We start from the raw sequence: 26,620 nt of genomic DNA on the forward strand, positions 1-26,620 counted from the left end.
AAGAAATGACTATATCTAAATTGATTCACCTGACAGAGATTTAATATAAATTAGGTAGAATTCCCTTGCTTTCAAGCAAGGGATGAATGCCACTATGCCTTTCGTTGATCAGTGAAGCTCATATGTTATCTCCATAAATATTATTGTAAGACACTTTACTATGGATACAGCATGCTCATATGGTACGCTTGCTATCAAGCAAAGGAGGGTGGCAGTTTATGGCGAAAACAATGGCCCAATTACCGTATCATTGTGGGGTTAAGGTCCGAATCTTTCCTTCAACCGAACAAAAACGGCTGATCAAACGTAACAGTTATGCTAGTCGCTTCATTTATAACGAAATGAACGGGATGAACAATGATCTATTTTGGCTGAAGAAAGTTAAAACACCAATATTTTGATAGCTTGATGAAAGCCAACGCTATCAAGAATTATAGGACTGCTTGGAAGCTATTCCGGCAGGTTCATCAGGCGGGGACCCCTAAGTTTCACAAGCGTGGTTACACAAAGACTTATCAAACATCGTGTCTTTACAGTGCTAAAGTGACAGTTCCAACTATGAAGAATGGTAGCGTTAGACTAACTGACAACTACCACCTACAACTACCCAAGCTGGGACGTTTCCGATTCAAGGGACTTCCACTAAAGATTTTAGAACGAGCTAATGACATTAGGATCGGAACAACAACGGTCTCAATGGACACTGCGGGTCATTACTTTGTGTCCTACAGATTGGGTCAGAACACCCCTTCGTTGCCAAACAAACCGCGGTTGAATCTAAAGTCGGTATCGATTTGAATCTTGACAATTTTCTGACGGACTCCAATGGACAGGTGATTGATAATCCACGTTACTACCGAACTATTAGAGGGAAACTAGCTAAAGCCCAACGAAAACTGTCACGGCGGGCCAGACGAGTTAAAAGGAGCCAACGACGGTTATCAGAAGCAAAGAATTATCAAAGACAACGGTTATTAGAGGCCAGATTACAGCCTAAAGTTGCCAATCAACGTAAGAATTTCCTGCACCACGTCTCTACGGCCTTGATCAAAAACCACGATTTAGTCGTAGCTGAAGAACTGCGGAGTAAAAATATGTTGCGGAACCACGCTTTGGCAATGAGCATCTCGGACGTCGGCTGGCGAACTTTACTGAGCATGTTGGCTTACAAAGCCGATTTGTATGGTCGGAAATTTTTGACGATTAATCCCCGGAATACAACGCAAACCTGTAGTCATTGTGGGCACATCATGACCGGTAAGAACAAGTTAACATTGGCTGACCGCGAGTGGACGTGCCCTAGTTGCGGGACGTTTCATGTTCGTGATCAAAATGCAGCTAGAAATATCCTAGCTAAGGGTTTAGCAACTTTGTAAGGAGCGAGTCCGTCTGGCAACCTGCGGACCTAAAAGGCTTTGGTAATTAGCGGATAAGTCCTATTCGTAGGCTAACGCTGTATCTAAGCAAATTGTGGTCACTATGCCAAAGGGTGTGGTTCTCGCAAGCGTCCGTTTTTAAACGGGCGTGGTTGACAACTTTCTATTTGCTATTGTAACAGTCTGCGTTTCATAATATTGAACTAAAGGTCGAAGGCTCGAAAATCAATATCAAACCAGGAATAATAAGGCGTTATAGGCTTAAAATTAGTCTCATCCAGCCACCTGCGTCTGTCAGAGATTCCGCCTGTAACCACCTCTGGTTGAACGGGTTCTTGGCAATTAAGCTAGCTTAAACGTCTGAATGACAGCGCTTACACAATGTTATCGGCGATCCAGTAGGTAGCCGAGAGTGAGTCAAATTTGGACTCAGCCGTGAGATTTTCAAGTGACCTTCTTGAAAATGGCGACTTGAAGACGTATTTTGCGGCTTCAAGCGAGGGGCAAGACCGCTCTTTGGCTTGTCCCGTCCTTCCCACCGCGTTCCAGTCCAAATTTGGCGAACGGTCAGGCGGTACCACTATTGTGAGTTCTCACGGCAAGGATAGCATGAAAACTGGGACGATCCAATTGGGAAGGATAACTTTACCTGACGCTAGCGCGGATAAGGTGTAAACTTATCTTAACGATGAAATTTTAGGAGGAACTACAATGAGTTTAGAGACCCAACTCAACACTGATTTAAAGACGGCCATGAAGGCCCACGACAAGCTTTCCTTAAATGTTATCCGCATGATGAAGGCGGCTTTGACAAATGAAAAGGTCAAGGCTGGTCATGATTTAACGTCTGAAGAAGAGTTAACGGTGGTTTCCCGCGAGTTGAAGCAGCGGAAAGAATCAATGGCAGAATTTGCTAAAGGTAACCGGGATGACTTGGTTGAAGGCGTGAAGGCCGAAATTGCGATCGTTGAAAAGTATGCGCCTAAGCAGTTAAGCGCCGATGAAATCACGAAGATCGTTGCCGACAGCATTGCTAAGGTCTCCGCTAGTGGTATGAGTGACTTTGGTAAGGTTATGGGTGCTGTGATGCCTCAAGTTAAGGGGAAAGCAGATGGCGCCCTGGTTAACCAGACCGTCAAAGCCCAATTGAACAAGTAAAGTTTTTCGATCGCTGCGAACCTGTTTCGTAGCGATTTTTTTGCTAAGTGAGGGGGAATCCATTCATGGCATTAACTTATCAGCGGGTTCAGACACTCACCGAGGATCAGAATTCCTTACTGTTACTGGCCGATCCCAGTCAACGATTGCTTGCATCGTATGTTCCCAAGAGCCACGTGTATGTGGCCACCGATCGGTCAGGGCTAGCCGGGATGTTAGTGTTACAGCCACGGTCTAATCAGGTTGTAGAAATTATGAACGTGGTTGTGACACCGGCCAAACAGCGTCAAGGTTATGGGCGAGCATTACTTACGTTCGCTCGGCAGTGGGCGATTGAACGGGGCTACCGGACAGTTCGGATTGCTACCGGAACGACTAGTCTGTGGCAACTCTATCTTTATCAGCAATGTGGCTTTCGGGTGGTGGCCGTTGAGCGGGATTATTTCACCACGAACTATAGTCAAACAATCGTGGAAAACGGCTTGGTATTGCGGGACCGGCTGGTTCTGGAATTAGCAATTACATTGCCGCAGTTACCCATTAATGAGTAGTCGGGCGTGCCATCAAGACGTCATAGAATGGATACCGAACGAGTTTTCACGCGCAATCCTTTTACAATCCCCGGTGTTATGCTAAAATTTGAGTATCAGTAACGTCAAAAATAAAGACAAAGGAGCCACCGTATTTGACTGAGAACGCGACGATTGAAAAAGAATATATTTTGGAGCGACCAGAGGACGAAGCTGCCCTGTTGGGGGCTCAGGATCAATTTGTGACCTTGCTTGAAGAGGGACTGAACGTCACCATCAAGCCCTTTGGAAATTCAATCAAAGTTGCTGGGGCCGCTGAAGCGGTCGATCACACGTTGGCTATCTTACGCAACATGAGTGACCTCCTGGCTAAGGGCATTAAATTAAATAGTGCTGACGTCATTAGTGCCATGAAGATGGCGGACAAGGGGACGCTGACTTACTTTAAAGACTTTTACACCGAGACCTTGATCAAGGATGCCAAGGGTCGGGCCGTGCGGGTCAAGAACTTTGGCCAACGCCAGTACATTGATTCCATCAAGCACAACGACATTACCTTCGGGATTGGACCCGCTGGGACCGGGAAAACGTATCTGGCCGTGGTTATGGCGGTGTCCGCGTTAAAGCACGGGGATGTGGAAAAATTGATCATTACCCGCCCAGCCGTTGAAGCCGGCGAAAGCCTGGGCTTCTTACCCGGTGACTTGAAGGAAAAAGTTGATCCATACCTGCGGCCAATCTACGATGCGCTGTACGCTATCCTGGGGGCCGAGCATACGACGCGGTTGATGGATCGTGGGGTCATCGAGATTGCGCCACTGGCCTACATGCGTGGGCGGACGCTGGAATCTGCGTTCGTTATCTTGGATGAAGCCCAAAACACGACGAACATGCAAATGAAGATGTTCCTGACGCGGCTGGGTTTTGGATCTAAGATGATTGTCAACGGGGATATTTCACAAATTGACTTGCCACACAATGCTAAGTCGGGGTTGATTCAGGCCCAAAACATTTTACAAAACGTGTCGCACATTAACTTTGTGACCTTTAACGCGGATGATGTTGTTCGGCACCCAGTGGTTGCCCGCATCATTAACGCTTATGAGGCCAACGATACTAAACCAAATGGAGCTAAAAAATAATGGATTTAGAGATTTTTGATAAAACTGCTAACGGTGTTCCAGACAAGCACGTCACGATGATTCGTGAGGTGTTGGAATTTGCCGGCAAGTACATTAAATTGGCAGAAAACACGGAAATGTCCGTGACGTTGATGAATAACGAAGACATTCATCGAATCAATAAGGAATACCGGGGCGTTGACCGCGCAACCGACGTCATCAGTTTTGCGATTGAAGACGACGATGACGAGGATGAAGAGTTCCCGCTGGTCATGGACGAAGAAATGGCTGCTGAAATTCCTGAAAACATTGGTGATATCTTTGTTTCGATGGATAAAGTTGAAGAACAAGCGGAGTACCTGGGCCATTCCTACGAACGGGAATTAGGTTTTCTCGTGGTCCATGGTTTCTTGCACCTGAACGGCTACGACCACATGAAGCCCGAAGATGAAAAGATCATGTTCAAGTTGCAGGCCGACATTTTAGATGCCTATGGCCTCAAGCGATAAGCAAACCGGGAAGAATCGGGCCTTTAAGCAATCGTTAGGCCACGCGTGGGATGGTCTGCGGGCTCTGTTTCACTATGAACGAAACTTTCGTAAACACTTGGCGGTCGGTAGTTTGGCCATTATTGCTGGGTTGATTTTACGACTGACGCTGAACGAGTGGTTGTGGTTGGTATTGGCCATCTTCTTGGTCTTGATCGCCGAGACGCTGAACACGATTGTGGAAGCAGTAGTCGATTTGGTGGTGGGCCAGACTTATCACGATTTGGCGAAACGCGCGAAGGACGTTGCCGCGGGTGGTGTCTTAATGGCGGCCATCTTTGCCGTCATTGTTGGGGCGTTAGTCATGTTGCCAGCGCTAGGCCGCTGGTTCTAATTGGAGGAAAATATGGATAATCCAGATTACAAATCAGGTTTCGTCGCCATTGTTGGGCGGCCAAACGTGGGGAAATCAACGTTTTTAAACCGGGTGATTGGGCAAAAAATTGCCATCATGTCGAACACGGCACAGACGACTCGGAACAAGATTCAAGGAATTTATACAACTGACGAGTCTCAAATCGTTTTCATCGATACGCCGGGGGTTCATAAGCCTAAGAGTAAGTTGGGTGACTACATGGTGCAGTCAGCCATGTCAGCGTTAAACGAAGTCGATGCCGTTTTATTCATGGTCAACGCTGCTGAAAAGCGGGGAGCCGGGGACAACTTTATTATTGACCGGTTGAAGAACGTGAAGGCCCCGATTTACCTGCTGATCAACAAAATCGACCAAGTAAATCCAGACGATTTATTGCCAGTCATGGAACAGTACCAAAAGGCGTTGCCATGGAAAGCAGTTTACCCAATTTCTGCGTTGGAAGGGAATAACGTTGACGAACTGTTGACGGGATTAGTCGACCAGATGCCAAACGGGCCGCAGTACTACCCAGCCGACCAAGTGACTGACCATCCAGAACGTTTCGTGGTCAGCGAATTGATTCGGGAAAAAATCTTTATGTTAACGCGTGAAGAGGTGCCCCATTCAGTGGCCGTTGAAATCGAGAGTATGAAGCAAAAGGACGAAGATCACGTCCGCATTGAAGCCACCATCATCGTCGAACGTCCTACCCAAAAGGGAATTATGATCGGCAAGGGCGGTAGCATGCTGAAGAAGATTGGGACCATGGCGCGCCAGGATATTGAACACTTGCTGGGTAGCAAGGTTTACCTGGAACTCTGGGTCAAAGTGCAACCAAACTGGCGGGACAAGGCGAGCCTCTTGAAGTCTTACGGTTACCGTAAGGATGATTTATAAAAAATTGCCTACCGTGCATTTAAATTTAAGTTAGAAAGTAGGGAGGATTCGTGGCGCGGAATGTAACTGATTTTCACGGCATCCTCCTTTTTCGTCGGGACTATGCTGAGCGCGATTTTTTAATCAAGTTTCTTACGCAGGAGTTTGGTAAAAAGATGTTTCTGGTGCGGGGTGCTAAGAAGCGGGGATTTAAAATGGTAGCGGATATTTTGCCATTTACCACGGGGAGTTACGTGGGGGACATCGCTGACGATGGCCTGTCTTACATCCGGACGGCCCGCGAGACCAACCAATTTCAAAATATTAGCACGGACATTTTTAAAAATGCCTACGCCACGTATATCATGAGTCTGGTTGATCAGGCTTTTCCGGACGGGCAACCGTTGCCTACCTGGTATCATCGGGTACAACGCGCGCTCACACTGATTGATGATGGAGTCAACGCATCGATCATCACCAATATCATGGAGATTCAACTGATGCCGGCGTTTGGGGTGGCCCCACAATTGCAGGGCTGTGCCATCTGCGGTCGCAATGACCTGCCGTTCGATTACTCTGAGAGCTACGGGGGTCTGCTCTGTCAGCAGCATTGGCAGATAGATCCACGGCGGTTGCATCTGGCCCAGCGCACAATCTATTATCTGCGCCAATTTTCGGTGTTGGATTTGGATAAGCTACACACCATTGATGTGAAACCGCAGACGGAGCACGCCATGCGACAGTTAATGAATGAAATTTATGACAGTCAGATTGGGGTGCATCCCAAGAGCAAACGGTTCTTGGATCAGATGCAATCCTGGTCGGCACGCTTGACGATGCCACCGCAGGCGTCACCGGACGATTCAACAGACTAGCTGTCGTCTGGCAGACGGTTTAGCAAGATAAAATTAGAGTTAGCTCTGTAAAACCACTTTGGTTTTACAGAGCTTTTTTAGCGATGATATTTTGCCGATAAAACTTTCACAAATTGTGAGTTTTGTCCAATGAACATTAGACCTTTCTAATAGTTATATGCTTAGCGACTGGCTGTCAAGCGGCCCCTGATTTCATTGTCGAGGACGGTTACGACATAGGGCGGATGGTTTCCCCCGTTGGATAATCCCTTGTCTGGAATTTCAAACTAATCGTGCTACTATGAGAAATATGGGGCCATAACTTGTTAAAAAAATTAACCTTTAAATCGGTGACTTTTGAAGTAGAGGAAAAGGTAAAGGGAAGAGTTAAGTATGCAGACCAATAATCGGCAAGAACAACGACATGAACATGGGATGCGCCAACAGTTGCTGTACGCTGGCGTGACTTTGGCAGCCCTGAGTACTGGACTGATGGTCAGTGCACATTCAGCTCAAGCGGCCACGGTTGCTGAAGATTCGAGCTTAGTGGCGCAGAAAAATGAAAATGATCAGAGTAAACAGGAAAGCCAAGAACAACCGAGCGCCGAGCAACCAGGTTCTGGGGATGAGCAGACTGGTAGTCAAGCTGTTCAAAAGCAGAGTGCCAGTGGCAGTCTAGCTCCCAAACGGAGTGCCGCGGCCTCGCTGAGTCAAGCAGCCGAGCCGGTAAGTAACGTGGAACAACCAGCGGGTTCCGGTACGACGGGGACCCCCGCAAAGCCAAAGCCATCGTCCGTATCGCCACAACCAGCGAAGGTTGCTGGTGCAGGTGAACGAGAAATTTCAGTTGCAAATTTGACTAAATTTAGTCGTTCACGAGTAATGCCGCGAATGATGGCAGTGCCGGCAACGGCCGATGTGACGACACCTGGTGATACCACTGATGAGGCCACGACGGATGATGGGTTTACCTATGCGTTAAACGCAGCTGGTAATGGGTATACCATTACTGGTTATACGGGTAGTGCGACGGCTATTGTCATTCCGGATACCCACCTCAATGACGAAGGCAAAGCAATCAATGTATCGGCAATTGCTGACAACGTTTTTAAAGGGCGCAAATTAACGAGTTTAGTCATGGGCGCGCACGTCGCCACGATTGGCCAGGCGGCGTTTGAAAATAATTTACTGACGACCATTGATTTTTCTAAAAATAAAAGTGATCTTTGGGGAATTAGTGCGAATGCTTTTGCAGATAACAAGTTAACCGGAACGTTGACGTTACCTGCTTCCATTACACAGATTGGTGAGAATGCCTTTGCTGGTAGTGATGCTAACGATGGGTCTGGGAATCAACTGACTGGTGTTGATTTCGGTGACAATTTAAAGACCGTTCAAATTGGAAATGGTGCCTTTGCAAATAACATTTTGGCAAGTCTAGTACTTCCTGTTGGTACGTCGCTTATTGGTAGCACGGCTTTTGCCAACAATCGGTTAACAAGTGTAGATTTAGGTCATAGTTTGACTACGATTGGTGATTATGCATTTGATGGAAATACCATTGGTGGCAGTTTATTTATCCCTGATACAGTAACGACGATTGGGGTTAAAGCGTTTAATGGCAATCAATTGACTGGCCTCACGTTGGGAGATGGCCAGTCCGTTCTCGACACAATTGGAGAATCGGCATTTGATGGGAATGCTATCACTGGTAGTTTGGTTATTCCTGATACAGTGAAGACAATTGGGGTTAAAGCGTTTAACGGCAATCAATTGACTGGGCTCACGTTGGGAGATGGCCAGTCTATTCTCGATACAATTGGAGAATCGGCATTTGATGGGAATGCTATCACTGGCAATTTGTTTATTCCCGATGCAGTCAAGACAATTGGGGTCAGAGCGTTTAACGGCAATCAATTGACTGGGCTTACGTTGGGAGATGGCTAGTCCATTCTAAACACGATTGGAGAATCTGCGTTTCAGCAGAATAATCGTTCGTTGACAGGAACGCTGAAGGTCCCCGATAGTGTGTCTTTTATCGGGAAAAACGCATTTTCTGGTGATTCTTTGACTAATATTGATTTTGGTAAGAGTACCGGAACTATTGGAGAAAGTGCCTTTGCTGGTAATCAGATGACTGGGGATCCGGAGACGGGAATTTTGACGCTGTCTGATGGTATTCAACAGATTAATGATGCAGCTTTTGCTGGTAATCTCCTAAAGGGCGTTAAACTTGGGACCGGATTGATTACCATTGGAAATTCAGCGTTTGCAGCGAATCCGCTGACGGGAACGTTGACCATTCCTGATCTAGTGACGAGTATTGGCGAGTATGCCTTTACTAACGGTAAGCTCACGGGGCTTATCTTGGGTCAGAAGGTGGATTCCATTGGGTCGTCTGCCTTCGCTGAGAATCAGTTGGCGGGAGCGCTGGAGATACCTGATAGTGTCAAGAGTATTGGGGACTCAGCCTTTGCCAGTAACAAGTTACGAGCTCTTCAACTGGATGGCACTGTAAATAGTGTTGGAATTGGTACCTTTGCCGGCAACGATTTACAGAAAATTCAGGCGGCTCAGCCGGTGACTAATCTCGGTGACTATGCTTTAGCTGGCCAAAAGACGTTAGCCGTTACTGTGAACAAGTCCGGTAATCAATTAACTGGGGTTCGTGCCGCAATTGCCAAGCAACTACAATTGCAGAACTTTAGTTTAACGGATCCCATGATTTTTAAACTGGGCGATACGCCAGTTACGTATGATTTCAAAACTGATTCATTAACGTTGCCGGCAGGCGTTACGGGAAATAGCTTAACGCTGTCACTATCGAGTGGAACAACTGGTGAAGCGACAGACCATTCCGGAAACTATGGGGTGGATGCCCTAACGTTGAGTTGGTCTGTACCGGCTAGTGGAACGGATCCGACGACACCAACGACACCGACGGAGCCAACTGATCCGGTCACACCGACGATACCAACTACGCCTAAGAAGCCGACTAAGCCGACTAAACCAGGTAAGAAGCCTCAGACACCGACGAGCCCTAAGGCGCATCAACACCGAACAGGGGATACGAAGCGAGCGGGTCAGCGCCAAGTCTTTACCTACACGGGTTCCGTTGTAGGTAACGGCACACAACGAGGACTGAAGCCCACCGCATGGTCTTATGGCCAACAAGCGTCTAGCTTAAATGTTAGTTCTAAGGTCAGTGGGCTAGAGCACCTAGATAACCAGAACCAGTCGCAACCGGAATTACCGCAAACCAGTGAGCAGACGAGCTACTGGTCAGTAATTGGTACGACAATATTAGCCGCATTAAGTTGGCTAGGATTAGGTGAACGTCGGCGGCGCCATTAAGATGTTCAAAAGCACTTCTAAAATGTCTTGAATAAAGTCGTAAATTCAAATGGTCGTCAGATTATTCTGACGACTATTTTTGTGTCATATGGCAGTTGTATTGGTAGATACTTCAACACTACTCGGAGTTACTTGCAAAAATAAATGAGTTTCAGTGAACCTTACTATTTTGAAAGCTAATCCGGACTTTCAAAAATATACAGCTAGCTGTATAATAAACGTAAGAGGTGATCAACATGGAAAGTGAAGGACTGGTAACCTGGAAGCTAGTCTTACTGGGAAGAAAGATTAGACATAAGCGAAATCTATTTGTCCGCCAATTAGATCTAACTAGTGAACAGGCGGACGCCCTCCGATTCTTTGAGGATCACCCGCAGCACACGATTACGGATTTTAAAGACCAACAACAGATTACCCACCAAACGGCCAGGCTCATTGTAAAACGGTTAGTCGACCGGGGCATACTAGTTCTTAACCCTAATCCAAACGATGGGCGCACCAAACTAGTGGGGTTTACCGCCGCTGGTCTGGCCAAGTGTCAACAGCTTGATGACCATATTAAGGCCACGAGTCAGGAATCATTTGTTGGGTTTTCACAGGTTGAGCAGCAGGCGTTACTCAAGATGCTTGCCCGAATTGATCAAAACTTGGAAAGGAGCTGAAGTTGTTTGAAAACGCGTTTATATACCAAAGATGTCGTCTTAGTGTTAGCGGCCAGCTTCTTCTTTCTTATGAGTCCCATGCTGGTCAATCCCATCATTGCGGGATTTTCCAGTAATGTGGGCGCGAATAGCGTTTTGGCGGGGGTCGTCGCTGGGATGATGAACCTGACGTCGCTAGTGTTGCGACCGGTTGCAGGTAACCTGACTGACCGCTTCTCTAAGTATCGGCTCACGTTGATTGGGGGCAGTCTGATTCTCGTGGCGTGTGTCGGTTACGGGTTAACCACTGCCGTCCCATTGATCATGTTCTGGCGAGTTGTCAACGGGGTGGGGTACACGTTGTGCTCAGTTTGCATGGCCACCTGGATGGCTAGCCTATTGCCGCCGGATCGAATTGGTTCGGGGATGGGAATCTATGGAATTGCTAATGCCCTGGGCATGGCAGTGGGTCCGGCCGTCAGTGTCTACCTGTACCACCACTATGGGTATCGGAGTATTTTCTGGGTCGCGGCTGGCTTCATCACGTTACTGCTCATCACGATTCAGTTCGTGGGCGACCGCAGCGTGCCCCATCCAGACTATCGGAATACCAAGGAAAAACAGCCGAAGCTACGGTTGGTTCAGCCGAAAGTGGTTCCAGTTGCGACGATTTTATTGCTGTTTTCTTTGCCATACTTTGCGACGATGACCTACCTCGTGAGTTACGTCGACCACCGGGGATTTGCGATTCCCGCCGGCGCGTTCTTTCCAGTCTATGCGTTGGTATTGCTGGCCATGCGGCTGGGCCTGCGGGATGCGTTTGACCACGTGCCCTTCAGAAAATTTTTTTGGGCTTGTCTTGGCTGTAATTTAGTTGGCCTGATTGGTTTGACTGAGATGCGTAATTGGCTGATGTTGGTGGTCGGGGCCGTGGGACTTGCGGCTGGTTATGGCTTGATGTTTTCCATCTGTCAGGCAAAATCGTTAACGTTGGTGCCGCAGGCGGACCGTGGGCTGGCTAATAGCACGTTCTACATAGGCATTGATCTGGGGATGACCTTGGGACCAATGCTGGCGGGGGTCATCACGACCTTCCTCCCGTGGGTCTGGCTCTATCCCGTCATGATGATCACGTTCCCACTGATTGTGTTGGTGTACTGGCGAAATCGGCGAGGGCTGGCGTAGCGCTCAGACCCCAGCAGAGCAGTCAGCATTTCCGCTAAATTTATTGACAACCTTTAGCCAGACGACTATCATAAAAACTAGTTAAATAAGTCGATTATGATGAATGAAAAACACAGCGTGCGTTTTCAGCGAGTCCGGGTCAGTGTTAGCCGGGTAACGTGTCCTGTGGGTTGGCACATTCGGAGTCGTTTCCAAGAAAGCTGCTAGTCATTGACTAGAAGTAGGGTGGAACCGCGAAAATAAAAATTCGTCCCTACGTGAATTTGCCTCGGTGAATTCTCGTAGGGATTTTTTTGCGCTTATTTGTTCAACCAAGTTTCCTTGTGCATCTCACGGAACTTAAATTTAAGGAGGAACTGCACCCATGACAGAAAAACTGTCCATGCAAGCAATTATTTTAAAGTTACAACAGTATTGGTCCGCACAGGGCTGCATGCTGATGCAAGCTTATGATACGGAAAAAGGGGCCGGTACGATGAGCCCTTACACGTTCCTGCGGGCCATTGGGCCAGAACCCTGGAACGCCGCTTACGTGGAACCTTCCCGTCGACCAGCCGATGGTCGTTACGGTGAAAACCCTAACCGGTTGTACCAACACCACCAATTCCAAGTTGTGATGAAGCCATCACCAGACAACATTCAAGAACTCTACTTGAATAGTTTGCAGGAATTAGGAATCGATCCACTCGAACATGACATTCGGTTCGTAGAAGACAACTGGGAAAACCCATCCATGGGTTGTGCCGGTGTTGGTTGGGAAGTTTGGTTGGACGGTATGGAAATCAGTCAGTTCACTTACTTCCAAGTTGTTGGGGGAATGGAAGTTGATACCGTGACCTCTGAAATCACTTATGGTTTGGAACGACTGGCTTCTTACGTCCAAGATGTCAACTCCGTCTTTGACCTGGAATGGGCCGATGGCGTGAAGTACGGGGATATCTTCAAGGAACCCGAATACGAACACTCCAAGTACAGCTTTGAAGAAAGCAACCAAGACATGTTGCTGCGGCACTTCGATGAATACGAAGCTGAAGCCAAGAAGCAAATTGCAAACGGCCTGGTTCACCCAGCCTACGACTACGTGTTGAAGTGTAGCCATACCTTTAACCTGCTGGACGCGCGTGGTGCCGTCTCCGTTACTGAACGGGCCGGCTACCTCTCCCGTATCCGGAACATGGCCCGTGCCATTGCTCGGGCGTTTGTGGCTGAACGGAAGAAGCGTGGTTTCCCATTAGTTAAGGATGAAAAACTACGTGAACAATTATTAGCGGATCCAGAGGAGGCAAAATAATGGCACACACATTTTTACTTGAAATTGGTTTGGAAGAAATGCCAGCCCACGTGGTGACGCCAGCCATTAAGCAATTGGTCAAGCGGACTGCGGACTATTTAAAGAAACAACGCGTTGACTATACGGACATCAAGCCGTTCTCAACGCCCCGCCGCTTAGCCCTGTTGATTACGGGCTTGGCCGACAAGCAAGAAGACGTTAGTGAATCCGTCAAGGGGCCCGCTAAGAAGATTGCGCAAGACGCCGACGGTAACTGGACCAAGGCAGCCATTGGCTTTACCCGTGGCCAAGGCCTGACCCCCGACGATATTACCTTTAAGGAAATCAAAGGGACTGAATACGTTTACGTCGACAAGTTCATTGCCGGTGAAGACGTGGCCACCATTTTAGCTGGCTTGAAGGATGTTATCACAGCGATGACGTTCCCAACCATGATGAAGTGGAGCACCCACCATTTCCAATACATCCGGCCAATTCGTCGGCTCGTGGCATTGTTGGATAGCGACGTGATCCCATTCAGTATCTTAAACGTGACGACCGGTCGGACTACTCGTGGTCACCGTTTCTTGGGCAAGGAAATTGAAATTGCCACGGCAGCGGACTACGAGGAAGACTTGACCCACGAATTTGTGATTGCCGATGCTGACAAACGTAAAGCCTTGATCAAACAGCAGATTGACAAGTTGGCTAGCGATAATGCTTGGACGATCAACGTCGACGCTGGTTTGCTGGAAGAAGTCAACAACTTGGTTGAATGGCCAACTGCCTTTGCCGGGAAGTTTGACGAGAAGTACCTGACCATCCCCGAAGAAGTGTTGATCACGTCCATGCGGGACCACCAACGGTTCTTCTACGTGCGGGATGCGGAAGGCAAGTTGTTGCCTAACTTCGTTTCCGTTCGGAATGGTAACGACCACGACATCCAAAACGTGGCTGCTGGGAACGAAAAGGTTCTGACGGCTCGCTTGGAAGATGCGATGTTCTTCTACACGGAAGACCAAAAGAAGACGATTGCCGATTACGTTGACCGGTTGAAGTCCGTTAGCTTCCATGACAAGATCAGTACTATGGCTGAAAAGATGAACCGAGTAACTGCTATTGTTGGCGTCTTAGCCAAGCATCTAGGTTTAAACGATGCGCAGACTAAGGCTGCCTTACGGGCAAGCGAAATTTACAAGTTTGACCTGGTTACTGGCATGGTCGGTGAATTCGCTGAGTTACAAGGGGTCATGGGTGAAAAGTACGCCTTACTGCAGGGTGAAGACCCAGCCGTTGCGCAAGCCGTTCGCGAACATTACGAACCAATCTCAGCCGACGGTGCTTTGCCAACTTCCGTCCCAGGTGCTGTCTTGGCCCTGGCCGACAAGTTTGACAGTATCCTGACTTTCTTCGCTGCCGGGATGATTCCTAGCGGTTCCAATGACCCTTATGCTTTGCGGCGTCAAGCGACTGGAATCGTCCGGATTGCCACAGATCAAAAATGGTCCCTGCCAATTGATCAATTAGCCCAAGACTTTATCGCAGCTGAAACGCAAGCTAACGTCGCACCTGATTTGGATCAAGCTAGTCAAATCGAAGCCGTTATTGGGTTCGTTAAGGACCGGATTCGGAAAATCTTACATTCTGCTAAGCAACGCCATGACATCATTGATGCCGTGACAACTGGTTCCAGCAGCGACGTCTTACAGATCTTTACGGCCGCTGACATCTTGGCCAGCCACGCTGACGACGCAAACTTTAAGGACGTGATTGAATCCTTGACGCGGGTTATTCGCCTAGCTCAAAAGGCCCCGGCTGAATTAGCTAATGCTACGGTCAATGCCGATCTATTTGAAAATGACAGTGAAGGCGCCCTGGATAAAGGCGTGGCAGAAGTTGCGACGGCCGCTGGCAAATCACTGGCTGACCTGTACGCTGCCTTAGCTGACATTCAACCTGCAATTGCGGCTTACTTTGAAGCAACGATGGTGATGGACAAGAACGACGATGTCCGGAACAACCGGTTAACTGAGTTGAGCCGCTTGGCTACCTTGGCCCTGCAACTGGGTGACTTGGACCAACTGATCGTTAAATAATTACGGAAATTGATGAGTCATTGGCGCCTTGCCGGTCGACCGAGATGGTGGTTTCACATCAGCTTTTAGACTAGGCAGTCACTGTGAATCAAATTACTCACCAAAGTGTAAAATCAACGTTAAAAACGCAGTTCTTTTCTCTCTGAGGAAAGGGCTGCGTTTTTACTTACCTGGGTATTCTGATAGCTGGATTGCTACGGTCGCTCTAGTATGGAAGACATAAATCGACCATTGGTGATTATTGGTATTGCGGTCACCCTGATCAGTGGTGTGATTATCGGTTAAGAGGGGAGATGGTAGCAATGCTGCTACCAAAGATGACAATGAAAAAAATCATCGGCCTATTCGCAGGTGATTGGATTGTGGTCGGGATTCTCTGGCTGGGGATGTTGGGTCCCTTACAATGGAGGCTGGGTCACTCTAGTCAGACTTACCCATTACTGCTACTTCTGACTGATACACTGGTCGGCCTCAGTTTAGGTGAGTTTTTTTGGTTGAATAAAACGAAAGTTCTGTCGAAGAGTCAAAAAATTGTGGCTGATTTGAGTTTGGTTGTGGGCTTGATTGGCCTGTTATTACTGCTATTTCCGCACGCCCTAACTAGGCTAACGGTCATTAGTAATCCCAGCGTTTTGGGCCTGATATGGCTCATTTTGGCGGTAGCTCTAGCATACGTTCCCCGCAATCATTTGATTGGCATTCGGTTACCTTGGACTTACGACTCAGATCGGGTGTGGCAGCAAACGAATCTCCTGGGCGCTCGGCTCGTTCTCGCGACTGGTTGCCTAACCATCTTAGCCAATGGTCTAGGTGGGCTTAAGTGGGGGATTGGGATGCTCTTGGTTGGCTCGATTGGGATGCTGATTGCGGTGATTCCGTACTCCTTGTGGGTGGTCCGTCACCCTTAGCCACTGGGTAAGGGGCTGAGCTATTAAGCTTTTTTAGCGACAGGTTGACCAGAGTAGGGTATACTATATTCAGCTTGACCAGAAAAGAGCCTATAAGTTGACATAGGCTATAATAGGAGTAATATGTATAGTGTATTTTTGCGCACGAATTCTAATTAAAGAGTCGCACTTTTCGGGTTCCCGGGGTGCGACTTTTCAAGGCTACGGGTGCGATGGACTCACGGTAAGGGAGTGATGGTTTGGCGAAGATACCCGAGGACGTGATTGAAACTGTCCGTTCGGCCACCAACATCGCGGATGTGGTTGGCCAGTACGTTCAGCTCAAAAAGTCTGGTAAGAACCTGTTTGGTCTCTGTCCGTTCCATGAAGAACGGACGCCCTCGTTTTCCGTGACCGAGGATAAACAAATTTTTCACTGCTTTAGCTGTGGTCGTGGGGGAAACGTCTTCAAGTTTCTGATGGAATTGGAACACGTGACCTTCCCTGAGGCCGTGGTCAAAGTCGCTGACTTTAGTCACGTTGATCTGGCTAGTGAATACCGGCAGGATGCGGCAGGACCAGCAGTTGATTCTAAAACGAGTCAACTGATTGACCTCCAAGAACAAGCAGCCAAGTTGTATCACCATATCTTGGTGAATACCGAGGGTGGGCAACCAGCCTTGGACTACCTGCACGACCGGGGATTGACTGATGACACGATTGAGGCCTATCAGTTGGGGTTTGCCCCCAGCCAGCGCCTACTCAAACCGTTTTTCGATCAACGCCAAAGTGATTACCAGCTATTGCGGCAATCTGGCCTGTTTATCGAAAATGCTGAGGGTGAACTACGCGACCGTTTTTCGGAACGGGTGATGTTTCCCCTGCGGAATGCCAGTGGTCACGTGGCAGCCTTTTCCGGGCGACTCCTGAAGAAGGCGGATGATCAGCCCAAATATTTAAACAGTCCGGAAACGCAACTGTTTAATAAGAGTCGGCTGCTATTCAACTTCGACCGGGCCCGGTCCGCTATTCGGGCGGCCGGGGAAGTCACCCTATTTGAAGGGTACATGGATGTGATTTCAGCTGCCCAATCGGGGGTAGAAAATGGGATTGCTTCCATGGGGACCAGCTTAACGACCGAGCAAATCTACGCCATTGAACGGACGACGGATAAGTTGAACGTTTGTTATGACGGGGATGAACCCGGTCAGCGAGCAATTGCCCGGGCACTGGATCTACTTAACCAGCACAGCCATCTGCAACTGAGTGTGATTCAGTTGCCAGAGGGGCAAGATCCTGATGAGTACCGGCAAGCGCACGGTGAGCCAGCGTTGAAACAAATGTTGACCACTGCCCGCGAGACACCCATTCAGTTTCACCTGCGGTACCTGCGACGTAACCGGTCCTTGGACACTGACAGCGAACGGCTAGACTACTTAAACCAGATTATGCCGATGCTTGCTCAGGTTCAGGAACCCGTGGAGTTAGATTTGTATCTCAACCAGTTAGCGACGGAATTTAAAATCGACAAATCCGCGTTAACGGCACAGTTGAAGCAGGTCCAACGCGACACAGCCGCTAAACAAGAACGTTCCCGTCCGGCGACGAACGCAGCTCCCACACCAGCTGAGCCACCGGTGACGGTGTATCAGCAACAACGACCGCTGACCCGGTTGGAACGTGCCGAGCGGGGATTGCTGTACCGGTTGTTGCATGACCGGAATGTCTGGGCGAAGATCAGCAGTATTGCTGACTTTAGCTTCGTTCACGACGATTACCAAATGATCTACACCTTGGCCCAAGGTTATTTTCAAACACATCAGACTTATCAGACCGCGCAGTTTACGGACTTCATTCAAGAAGACCGGCTGCAGCAATTGGTCATCGACTTGGAAACGGCAACTTACGCGGCGGTCACCCCACGTGAGATCGATGATTATTTAGCGGTCATTATGGATGAGGCTCCGGTCGATGAGCAACTCCGGTTGAAAAAGAATCAACTGGCAGAGGCTTCACGACTCGGAGATGCCGCACAACAACGACAATTAGTCATTGAAATTGTTCAACTGGAGCAACGACGCCAGGCGAACAAGCAACTTTAGTCTAGGGGGTATTTTAATGGCAAAAAAAACCACGGATCAACCAATGTTTGACCAGAAAGCATACAACAAAACGGTGCGCGCTTTGATCAAAGACAACAAGAAGGCCGGTCACATCTCGTATGATGACCTGTCTGACAAGGTTGCAACGCCTTACACGCTGGATGCTAAGCAGATGGATAAGTTACTCGAAACGATTTCCGATGCTGGGATCAGCGTGGTTGATGCTAAGGGTGAGCCAGACCCACGGGCCGTCAAAGCCCAAAAGGCCGTTTCAAAGAAGGAATTAAAAGACGCCTCTACTACCACTGGGGTCAAGATCAACGATCCCGTTCGGATGTACCTGAAGGAAATCGGTCGGGTCAACCTGTTAACGGCGGACGAAGAAGTCGCCTTAGCCTTACGGATCGAAAAGGGCGAGGAAGCAGCCAAGCAAGAGTTAGCTGAAGCCAACTTGCGGCTGGTCGTTTCCATTGCTAAGCGGTACGTGGGTCGGGGGATGCAATTCCTGGACCTGATTCAAGAAGGGAACATGGGTCTGATGAAGGCCGTCGAAAAGTTCGACTACCGGAAAGGATTCAAATTTTCAACGTACGCTACTTGGTGGATTCGTCAGGCGATTACACGGGCGATTGCTGACCAAGCACGGACGATTCGGATTCCTGTGCATATGGTTGAAACCATTAACAAATTGATTCGGATTCAGCGGCAACTTCTCCAAGACTTAGGGCGGGAACCAACGCCTGAAGAAATTGGGGCCGAAATGGATATGCCAACGGAAAAGGTTCGCGAAATCTTGAAGATTGCGCAAGAACCAGTTTCCTTGGAAACGCCAATCGGTGAAGAGGACGACTCTCACTTGGGTGACTTCATTGAAGACCAAGATGCGACGAGTCCTGCCGACCACGCTGCTTATGAATTACTGAAGGAACAGTTGGAAAGTGTCTTGGACACGCTGACTGATCGTGAAGAAAACGTTCTGCGGTTGCGGTTTGGTCTAGACGATGGTCGGACCCGGACTTTGGAAGAAGTTGGGAAAGTCTTCGGGGTTACGCGTGAACGGATTCGTCAAATCGAAGCCAAGGCGTTGCGCAAGTTACGTCACCCATCACGTAGTAAGCAACTCAAAGATTTCTTGGAATAAACTTAGATATTGGGGACCAAATCTTAACGGATTTGGTCCTTTTTTTGTGCTCTTTTGGATTAGAAGGTGGTGATCCGGCGACCAGGGACGGGACCCAGCTGTGGGGACGCTTCAGCCAAAGAACGGGCTTCTCGCTCGTTTTGAAGCCACAAAAATCGCGTATCTTCAAAGACGCCCATATCGTAGGCTAGCCCAAGACGCTAGCCTACGATGTTTTCACTGCTGGGTCCCATCCCTGGTCACCTCCAGATAATCCAACCAAATAACTCTTCTGAAATGACGCAACCATGCAAGTGGTATAGGGGCAGAAACATAGGTAAACTCATCAGCAATAGCAAGTCTGAAGGCTTTCGTCGGCAACTCTTAACACCCCAGTTTGCGCCGCTTTAGCGTAAATGATATATTTAATGAGGTGAATGGTTGTGAATTAATAGTAATTTTAATTTGACCGAATGTCTCGTTTTGTACATAGGATTTAAAATGAATTTTCAGGAGGAAAACAAGATGAAAAAGTTTTATTTAGCTTTAACCGTTTTGGCCATTGTGTCGGTCGGTTTAAGTGTCACGACAATGCCAGCTGCGGCCAAGATTGGTGCCAAGGTACTCAGCACCAAGAAGGTCAAGAGGACCGCCTATCATGCCACAAAGGGGACCATTTACAAGACCAATAAGCTGACCAAGGTTGTTCACCACGCTAAGAACCACAAATACACGACGCTGTACGTGACCAAGCAAAGCACCGTTCGTAAGGCTAACCACAAGAAGACCGTCTACAGTTACATCAGTACGAAGAAGGCCCGCGGCTGGATTCTGCGGAGCTATTTGAAGAAGGGGGTTGCGCCTAAGAAGTCGACTAAGACCGGCGTACGGACCACGGCGTCCACGTTTAACGCCCAAGCGGCCAGCTCTGATTTTTTAGCCATGGTGAACAAGGAACGGGCTAAGCAAGGCGCCACACCACTGACAATTGTAACCGACCTGACGAACTTGGCTAACCAACGGGCCGCCGACTGTGCTGAATTAGGCGATATTACCCACTACGATAGTGCGGGTAATGTCTTCTACCTACAAGAAGGACCTACTTTTGGCATCAACTTCGACGAGGGCCTGAGCTCTGAATGCCTGTACATGGCCGATGAGGGTTTTGTGGATGACTACCAGAAGGCTGGCACCAACGCCGCCGACCAGTACCTCTACCACGACGCTGAGTCCAACTGGGGTCACCGGGACAACCTGATTGATCCTGAAGCTAAGACGATTGGGATTGGCTGGAAGATTTCTAACGGCACAATTTACAACGCTATCGACCAACAAGGATAGAGAATATAAGGTTCTAAAATATCTGTTGTTCGGAATCAATCTATTTGATTACTGGCAGCAGATATTTTTGTATACTGGTAAAGTTAAAAAAGTGTACAAAAAAGGGATAAAGTCGCAGATCTATGTCCTTCCACTACCGCATTTCAAGAGAAATAAAGTGACTATATCCTATTGTTCAATGAACTAAAATTATTTTTGGACTACCGTACAAAAGAGCCTGTGCCTTGCAACTTGGTTCATGGTCGGAGTGCATTGCGAATAGACTAGGATTACGCGTTACTTAAATAAACATCACTGTTAAACGGTTTTTTTCGAAATAGGGTGACAAAATCTCTATTTATTTCGTTAGTAAGGGTAGAGGGAATAAATAAAAACGGTAGGTCTTGTTTTGGTGGTTTAGCAGACAGTGTGGGTTACAAGTGTGTTGATTGTCCTGAAATTATTGGCGATTAGCCGGTAATTAGCAGCCATTTCAGGGCTTAGCAAGCCGCCCAACAATCATTAACCCCATTCTTAGGTTGGAATCGTTTACATAAAGGACTAATCAACATTGAGGTAATTTATTGAGTCAAAAGTCTTGAAAAATCGAGATAAGGGGATATAATGTATCTCGTTTAGAAAAGCCCATCATTTGTTTAGTGGCTTAGGTGAAAGGAGGTGCACTGTGAAAGCCAAGCCAAGTTTGGAGCAGGCGCTCTGTATCGTTGCGTTACTCGGGATTCAAGATCGCCAAATTCCCTTACATAGCCGTTTAGTTGCGGAGCGTCTGGGAATCTCCACCAGTTATTTGAAAAAAATCGTTCAGAAATTAGCCGGTGCCGATATTGTTAAAACGGTCTCCGGCCGGGACGGTGGCATTGTGTTAACTCGCGACCCCCACAAGATTACCTTACTGGACGTCTTTGACGCCATCGAAGGGGCCAGCACGTTCATCAAGAACACGGGATTAGTTAAACGCGTTTTTGGTTTCGACCAAAAAAAAGCCTTTATGAAGACTTACGCGTTGAAAGACTTAAATAATCAACAACCGGTTGCCAACGTCCTCGCCGTTTTCGGTGAGGCTGAGCAGCGCTACCGCGAGCAGTTAGCCACACTGACTATCAGCGAGATCTTACCGATTACAGAGAACCAACCTCTGCAGCTCGATTGGACCAAGTGGCTTTTGCACCAATCAACAGAATAGAAGTAAGTTTAATTAACTAAGGATTGAAACGAGCAAGCTCATAGGTATTGAAGTTTAGTCAGACATAGTGGAAATTGCCGCCTTACCGTTCGCCACATTTGGACTGGAACGCGGTGGGAAGGACGGGACAAGCCAAAAGGCGGTCTTGTCCCTCGCTTGAAGCCGTAAATCACGTCTTCAAATCGAGCCGAAGGACCGCTTTTCAGGCCGGAGGCGTTCCCCACAGCAGGCGGAATCTCTGACAGCCGCAGGTGGTTGGGTGAGACTAATTTTATATCTATATCGCCTGACTATTCTTGACTTGATAACGTTTTCGAACTTTCAACCTTTAGTCAACAATCAGTGGAGCTCGGTTCAATCATTAGGTCATAAAATTTAGAGAATTGTTTTAGGAGGTTTTCCCGTGCGCTGGATGAATAAGCACTACATCTGGAACGTTATCGGCTGGCTAGTCATTGTCCTCTTGGCCGTCGTGACGATTCCAAACATGAGTAAGTTGGTGGCTGACAAGGGACAAATTACCGTTCCCAGCAGCTATCAAAGTACTCGTGCAACCAATATGCAAAAGCAGTGGGGTCGTTCCCAACGCGGTACCACTGCCGTTGTGGTTGTTTTCAGTAATGGTGATTCCGCGTTGACCAATGCGCAGAATACCCAGATTGATAACACCATTCAACGAATCAAGAACCACGAAGATCAATATGAAATTCGGTCGGTGACCGCTGCGAGTGATAGTTCCACCGCCGCCTCACAGCTGATTTCAAAGGATAAGAGTACCCAACTGCTCCAACTGAACGTGCATAAATCGTCCAGCCATTCAATTACGAAGGTGCGCTCTGAAATTACCAGTTTGGCCAAGACCAGTGGTGTGAAAACCTACGTCACTGGGGCCGATGTTTTAAACCAAGACTTCTCCGATGCTACGCAGGCTGGGGTCCAGAAGACCGAAATCATTGCTGCCATCTTCATTTTCTTGGTGTTGTGGTTGGTCTTCCGTTCGCCGGTTACGCCGTTGTTCTCACTATTGACCGTCGGGGTCTCCGTGATCACGTCCATCTCCGTGGTAGCTAACCTGGTTGACCGGTTCAACTTTCCGTTCTCTAACTTCACGGAAGTCTTCATCGTTATCGTGCTGTTTGGGATTGGGACCGACTATAATATTCTGCTCTATAACGAGTTCCGAGAGCGGTTAGCTAAAGGAAAAGATCGGTATACGGCCACGAAAGAAGCCATTAAAATTGGTGGTCGGACCGTTCTGTATTCCGGCTTGTCCGTCTTAATCGGGATGAGTGTGCTGGGATTCGCCAACTTTTCACTCTACAAGTCAGCGGTCGGTATTGCCGTTGGGGTCGTGGTCCTCTTGGCCGTACTCCTGACGCTGAACCCATTCTTCATGGCCATCTGTGGTCGGAAGATGTTCTGGCCGATCAAGAAGTTCTCCGGTGAAGGAGACAGTCGTTTGTGGCACGGTATGGCCAAACACGCCATGATTCGGCCCATTATTACGCTGATTGTTACCGGTATCGTGTTTATTCCGTTAGCTCTGTCGTCTCACGGGACGTTGGACTTCGACAACTTGGTGGAAATTGGCGATAATGTCCCCGCCAAGCAAGGGTTTAAGGTGGTGCAACAGCATTTTTCCAAGGGGACTGCTGAGCCAACCACTATTTATATTCAAAGTGATCATAAATTAGACAACGAAAAGTCCCTGCTCCTGATCGACCGGTTAACGAAGCAGTTACAGGCTTCTGACGGGGTCAAGACCGTGGCTTCCGTCACGCAGCCTGGTGGGAAAGCCATCAAGGAACTGTACGTCAGAAATCAAATGAGTTCAGTGACGAGCGGCTTAGTCAAAGCCCAAAAGGGTGTTGACCAGGTCAACAAGGGACTGAAGTCCGCTGATAGCCAATTGAGTAAGCAAAATGTTTCGGGGGAGGTTCAGGACGCTAACAAGTTAGCCAGTGGGGCTAAGCAAGTCAGCACCGGGACTAACCAGCTACAGTCCGCCATTTCACAGGTCTCAACTGGGGTTAATTCCTTGAATAGCCAAGTGTCTTCCGCCTCTGGTGGGAAGCAGGCGGCCCAACTTGCTCAGTTGGAAGCAGCCTTGCCACAATTGAACAATGCCATTCAACAATTAAACCAGCAAGTCTCGGGTAATTCGGCCAGCACCAGCGGGGTTACGAGCTCACTGACGACCATCAAGACCAGCACCCAAGACATTGGTAAGCAACTGGCCAATTTGCAGAGTGCCACGGCTAATTTGCCAACCATGAGCACGAGTACGGTGGCCAGTGCCTTCAGTTCTAACGGGGTGCCGCTGTCCGCAGAACAGAAGAAAGTCTTGGCTGGGTTGCTTCAACAGCAATCCACGGCGCAAAGTGCTTTGAAATCAGCTTTGAGCACGGCTTTGCCAAAGATCAAGTCGGACGCCACGTCCATCGGTGCTGCTGATCAAAGCGTGGCCACTCAGTTGACCAGCCTGCAAAGTTCAACCAGTCAATTGCAGACTGCGGTGGCCGCGTTGGCGCAAAAGTCAAACGTGGTCCTACCAGGTGCTCAAACGGCTTTGCAAAAGGCAGGTTCACAGAGTAGTCAGCTAGCTAGTGCGACGAGTCAGCTGTCCAGTGCCATGTTTACCATCAACGGTAAGATGCCTTCTCTGGTTTCCGGGGCTAATCAAGTAGCCGCTGGTAATCAAACCATGGCGGAGAAGTTAGCCGCGATGAGTAAGCAATTAACGGCATTGCGCAAGGGATTAGGCTCAGCAACGACCGGACTCACGCAAGTTTCCAGTGGGGTCGGTACCGCTAACGCCTACCTGAAGGGGTTGCAAAAGTCCGCCGCCACCAAGACGTTCTACATCCCAACGAAGCAGTTACACGGGAGTTCGTTTAAGCCAGCACTGACGACTTACATGTCGCCGAACAAGAAGCTGACCAAACTGACAGTAGTGCTAAATGATGATCCCAGTTCCGCTGCCGCGATGGCTCGGTTGCCGAAATTGGAAAAAGTTGTCAACGGGTCACTAGCTGGGACGAGTCTGAGTGGTGCTAAGATTGCCTTTGGGGGTAATACCTCACAGACCAACGATATCAACGACATGGCTTCCAGCGACTTTACGCGGACGGTCATCATCATGTTAGCCGGTCTCTTTGTCGCCCTGATGGTGGTTACCCGCTCACTAGTTCAACCAATTGTGATCGAAGGAATTCTGTTAGTTGCCTACTCTGGGGCTTTGACCATCGTTCATTGGTTGGTCAAACCAGTTCTAGGGGCCGACATGTTGACGTGGAACACACCATTCTTCACGTTCGTCATGTTGATCTCACTCGGGGTCGATTACTCGATCTTCTTGATGCGGAAGTATCGTGAGTTCCTGCATGAGCCGGGTGCTACCAGTGACAAGATGTTGCGGGCAGCCACGGTTATCGGGACAGTTGTCATCTCGGCTGGGATTATCCTGAGTGGGACGTTTGCTGCCTTGATTCCATCTGGGGTCATGACGCTGATTCAAATTGCGTTAGCCGTCATCATTGGGATCATCTTGCTGGTCATCCTGTTGCCAATCGTGATGCCGGCTGTCATGAAGATTACGTACCCGTATCCTTATTCCAATATGCGGGATGCGCCGGTCAATGGCACTGATTCTGATCAAGCGACACCCTCACGACGGCAGAAATAGTCGTTGATTGCCGCCTCTGGTTGCCGGGCAAGCCACCAGCTGTGGGGACCGGGACAAGCCTGTGAAGCGGTCTTGTCCCGCGACTTGAAGCTTCGGCAACCTCCGGCTATGATGGATTTGTGTGATTTCTGCTGGTGTGTTAGTAGGCAGTGAGCACAACATCATTAGTTTTCAGTTTAGTAAATGTGTACTAACTTAAGATATCAGCGTACGCCACGCACAAGTGTGGGTATGCTGGTATCTTTTTTTCGAAATGATATGAACCAATCAATGTCACAACCTAAATTCAGCACCTTTAGAACGGTCGATGGCATCGCTGAAGAACCGTCTATAAGGGTATCAATATACTTGGTTAAGGTTATACTTAAGAAGATAACAATCGTCCGTCGAAACGATCTTTAACGGGGGATGCCATGAACCGCAAGCTCTCGTGGCAGACTAGCTGATTTGACGACTAGTCAAACAAGTTAGTTGGAGGCGTGTTACGAATGAAAAAGACTGTTAGAATCATCTCGTGGATATTGGGGGTAATAGGGTTACTGGTCACTGCTGATTTGGCGGATAATTGTTTCTTTAACGCATCAGCCGTTTTTTACCATGACTTGGCGTTGTATGTAAACGTTGTTTGGGGAATCTGGACGCTAGCGACGTTTGTCTTCACGGTGACGTTGTTCTTTAAGCGACAACAGGTGATCGGTTGGGTTGCCGCAGTGGTGGCGGTGATTTGTTTAGGATTTATTGGTACCTGGATCGGTCCCCTGGATGCGCATGATTACGCCTACGTTGGCTTTTTAGCGCTGGGGATTCTCAACGGTCTCTATGTCAGAAAAATGAATCCGGTCGAAGTTTCACTTGAATAGAAATGGCGTCTTCGCAGACAAGTCCAAGATAATTCGGTTGTCTGTGGGACGCTTTTTTTAGTTATCGGCAGAGTGAAA

At 48.4% G+C, this 26,620-nt stretch carries 20 protein-coding genes and 1 pseudogene; all 21 read left to right on the plus strand.

What is annotated here, in order from left to right; translation table 11 throughout:
- Nucleotides 1-218: 218 nt before the first annotated feature.
- Nucleotides 219-1,376 (plus strand): annotated as a pseudogene (locus EKM75_RS09130) (RNA-guided endonuclease InsQ/TnpB family protein).
- A gap of 711 nt (nt 1,377-2,087) precedes the next feature.
- On the plus strand, nt 2,088-2,534 hold the full coding sequence (locus EKM75_RS09135) for a GatB/YqeY domain-containing protein (protein WP_125693955.1): 447 nt from the start codon (nt 2,088-2,090) through the stop codon (nt 2,532-2,534).
- 65 nt (nt 2,535-2,599) lie between these two features.
- Nucleotides 2,600-3,085, plus strand: a complete 486-nt coding sequence (locus EKM75_RS09140) for a GNAT family N-acetyltransferase (protein WP_125693957.1) — start codon at nt 2,600-2,602, stop codon at nt 3,083-3,085.
- A gap of 134 nt (nt 3,086-3,219) precedes the next feature.
- A complete protein-coding gene (locus tag EKM75_RS09145) occupies nt 3,220-4,206 on the plus strand; it encodes a PhoH family protein (protein WP_125681202.1) in 987 nt (328 codons plus the stop codon).
- A complete protein-coding gene (gene ybeY / locus EKM75_RS09150; protein ID WP_125693959.1) occupies nt 4,206-4,694 on the plus strand; it encodes an rRNA maturation RNase YbeY in 489 nt (162 codons plus the stop codon). The genes EKM75_RS09145 and ybeY overlap by 1 nt, the downstream gene beginning before the upstream one ends.
- Entirely contained in the window at nt 4,672-5,067 is a 396-nt protein-coding gene (locus tag EKM75_RS09155; RefSeq protein ID WP_125693961.1) for a diacylglycerol kinase family protein, read from the plus strand. The genes ybeY and EKM75_RS09155 overlap by 23 nt, the downstream gene beginning before the upstream one ends.
- Before the next feature lie 12 nt (nt 5,068-5,079).
- On the plus strand, nt 5,080-5,985 hold the full coding sequence (era, locus tag EKM75_RS09160) for a GTPase Era (protein WP_125693962.1): 906 nt from the start codon (nt 5,080-5,082) through the stop codon (nt 5,983-5,985).
- A gap of 50 nt (nt 5,986-6,035) precedes the next feature.
- Nucleotides 6,036-6,839: a DNA repair protein RecO gene (gene recO / locus EKM75_RS09165; protein ID WP_125693964.1), complete on the plus strand. Its 804-nt coding sequence runs from the start codon at nt 6,036-6,038 to the stop codon at nt 6,837-6,839.
- A gap of 372 nt (nt 6,840-7,211) precedes the next feature.
- Nucleotides 7,212-8,765, plus strand: coding sequence for a leucine-rich repeat domain-containing protein (locus tag EKM75_RS09170; RefSeq protein ID WP_125693966.1), 1,554 nt, complete (start codon nt 7,212-7,214; stop codon nt 8,763-8,765).
- Between the two features lie 15 nt (nt 8,766-8,780).
- Nucleotides 8,781-10,172, plus strand: a complete 1,392-nt coding sequence (locus EKM75_RS09175) for a leucine-rich repeat domain-containing protein (protein WP_225426695.1) — start codon at nt 8,781-8,783, stop codon at nt 10,170-10,172.
- 236 nt (nt 10,173-10,408) lie between these two features.
- Nucleotides 10,409-10,834: a MarR family winged helix-turn-helix transcriptional regulator gene (locus EKM75_RS09180; RefSeq protein ID WP_125693970.1), complete on the plus strand. Its 426-nt coding sequence runs from the start codon at nt 10,409-10,411 to the stop codon at nt 10,832-10,834.
- 6 nt (nt 10,835-10,840) lie between these two features.
- Nucleotides 10,841-11,998 (plus strand): MFS transporter, encoded by a 1,158-nt coding sequence (locus EKM75_RS09185; RefSeq protein WP_125693972.1) that lies wholly within the window; start codon nt 10,841-10,843, stop codon nt 11,996-11,998.
- A gap of 364 nt (nt 11,999-12,362) precedes the next feature.
- Nucleotides 12,363-13,289 (plus strand): glycine--tRNA ligase subunit alpha, encoded by a 927-nt coding sequence (gene glyQ / locus EKM75_RS09190; RefSeq protein ID WP_125693974.1) that lies wholly within the window; start codon nt 12,363-12,365, stop codon nt 13,287-13,289.
- Nucleotides 13,289-15,364 (plus strand): glycine--tRNA ligase subunit beta, encoded by a 2,076-nt coding sequence (gene glyS, locus EKM75_RS09195; RefSeq protein ID WP_125693977.1) that lies wholly within the window; start codon nt 13,289-13,291, stop codon nt 15,362-15,364. The genes glyQ and glyS overlap by 1 nt, the downstream gene beginning before the upstream one ends.
- A 302-nt stretch (nt 15,365-15,666) precedes the next feature.
- The gene (locus tag EKM75_RS09200) at nt 15,667-16,272 is read left to right on the plus strand and encodes an SdpI family protein (RefSeq protein WP_164508778.1); all 606 of its coding nucleotides are present in this window, start codon (nt 15,667-15,669) and stop codon (nt 16,270-16,272) included.
- Between the two features lie 239 nt (nt 16,273-16,511).
- Nucleotides 16,512-18,353: a DNA primase gene (gene dnaG / locus EKM75_RS09205; protein WP_125693982.1), complete on the plus strand. Its 1,842-nt coding sequence runs from the start codon at nt 16,512-16,514 to the stop codon at nt 18,351-18,353.
- Nucleotides 18,354-18,363: 10 nt separating this feature from the next.
- Nucleotides 18,364-19,494, plus strand: a complete 1,131-nt coding sequence (gene rpoD, locus EKM75_RS09210) for an RNA polymerase sigma factor RpoD (RefSeq protein WP_382339151.1) — start codon at nt 18,364-18,366, stop codon at nt 19,492-19,494.
- 504 nt (nt 19,495-19,998) lie between these two features.
- Nucleotides 19,999-20,814, plus strand: a complete 816-nt coding sequence (locus EKM75_RS09215) for a CAP domain-containing protein (RefSeq protein ID WP_164508779.1) — start codon at nt 19,999-20,001, stop codon at nt 20,812-20,814.
- 664 nt (nt 20,815-21,478) lie between these two features.
- The gene (locus tag EKM75_RS09220) at nt 21,479-21,997 is read left to right on the plus strand and encodes an RrF2 family transcriptional regulator (protein ID WP_125693986.1); all 519 of its coding nucleotides are present in this window, start codon (nt 21,479-21,481) and stop codon (nt 21,995-21,997) included.
- A gap of 403 nt (nt 21,998-22,400) precedes the next feature.
- Nucleotides 22,401-25,682: an MMPL family transporter gene (locus tag EKM75_RS09225; RefSeq protein ID WP_125693988.1), complete on the plus strand. Its 3,282-nt coding sequence runs from the start codon at nt 22,401-22,403 to the stop codon at nt 25,680-25,682.
- Nucleotides 25,683-26,170: 488 nt separating this feature from the next.
- Nucleotides 26,171-26,542, plus strand: coding sequence for a hypothetical protein (locus tag EKM75_RS09230; RefSeq protein WP_125693990.1), 372 nt, complete (start codon nt 26,171-26,173; stop codon nt 26,540-26,542).
- Nucleotides 26,543-26,620 lie beyond the last annotated feature (78 nt).

This window comes from Levilactobacillus tongjiangensis, assembly GCF_003946345.1.
Taxonomy (GTDB): Bacteria; Bacillota; Bacilli; order Lactobacillales; family Lactobacillaceae; genus Levilactobacillus; species Levilactobacillus tongjiangensis.